The sequence below is a fragment of the Treponema endosymbiont of Eucomonympha sp. genome (genome assembly GCF_001028545.1).
In genome coordinates this window covers 1-1,114 of the sequence record NZ_BBPW01000197.1, presented here as the reverse complement: position 1 = coordinate 1,114, position 1,114 = coordinate 1, and the positions used below count along the sequence as shown (strand labels likewise).

Sequence of the window (1,114 nt, the reverse complement as noted above, 5' to 3'; positions counted from 1 at the left end):
AGGAAGCGGATATAGCAGCCGTCATCCCTCCGGTTAAAAGCCGGAAAGAGCAGAGAGCGTACAGTCATGAACTGTATCGGGCGCGGCACGTCATTGAAAACGTCTTCCGCGCCCTCAAGCGCTGGCGGGGAATTGCCACACGCTACGCAAAACTTGCCGCTTCTTTCATCTCCGCCATTCATGTCAGGTGTTTGTTCCTCTACCTTCCAGTTCACATTACCTAGATAGCCGCCGCCCATTACGACAAGCTCGACACTATGTTCAGCGCATTCATTAGTTTCTTCTAAGGTCTGATACCCCGCTGCTTGCAGCGGGGATTCTTTATTCTTCAAGCGTAAACTATTTTACATACGATTTCTCCGTCGTTGATTTAGAATGCACGGTGTGCTATATTAGTGCAAATTGCGGCAAATGAGGGCAGTATGAGCGTACGAGGCGAACTTTTCACTACGAAAGTGATTTTGGATAACCGTTCTTATTTCTTTAACGTCAAAGAAAACCGGATGGGAGACGTCTTTTTGCAAGTTGTCGAAAGCAAAAGCATGAACGGTGAAGATTTTAATCGCCGCGCTATTGTAGTGTTTGCTGACGATATGAAGCAGTTCTTCAAAGGGTTGGACGATTCTCTGTCGTTTATCGAAAAAGACCGGAAAGCGCGCGAAAAGCGCGTCGCGGAGAAAAAGAAACCCGTCGCTGCCTTGCCGCAAAAACAACGTTATATAAAAAAAAATCAACACGACAATATGCCAAAACGAACGGGAAAGGTACATATCGTCTCCAAGAAAACTGCGGACTGACGAGGAGCGTTATACCGTATGATGTCGAATCTTTTGACTGCAGACGACGTTGCAAAACAGCTCCGGATAAAAAAATATACCGTATATGAACTCATTAAACGCGGAGAACTCCCTTCGTCAAAAGTTGGAAAACAGGTACGGGTCTCGCAGGTAGATATTGAACGGTATTTGCAGTCAAGTAAAACGGGTCAGCCACCGACCGCCTTTCGGACCCATTCTGAAGCCGCTTCGCCTAATCCGGACGCAAACCGAAATGCACCGAAAGCCGACAGCATAACTGTCCGCTATTCCACAGATAACAGCGCCGTCCGTTCGTC

General features: G+C 47.4%; 3 protein-coding genes. All 3 read left to right on the top strand.

Annotation, left to right across the window (positions count from 1 at the left end; translation table 11 throughout):
• Window positions 1-224: transposase (locus AWU74_RS10585; protein WP_162504912.1), on the top strand; the 224-nt coding region annotated here is incomplete at its 5' end.
• Window positions 225-422: 198 nt separating this feature from the next.
• A complete protein-coding gene (locus tag AWU74_RS05910; RefSeq protein WP_062328530.1) occupies window positions 423-797 on the top strand; it encodes a DUF3276 family protein in 375 nt (124 codons plus the stop codon).
• Window positions 798-830: 33 nt separating this feature from the next.
• A partial coding sequence (locus AWU74_RS05905) for a helix-turn-helix domain-containing protein (protein WP_238580197.1) occupies window positions 831-1,114 on the top strand: 284 nt, incomplete at its 3' end.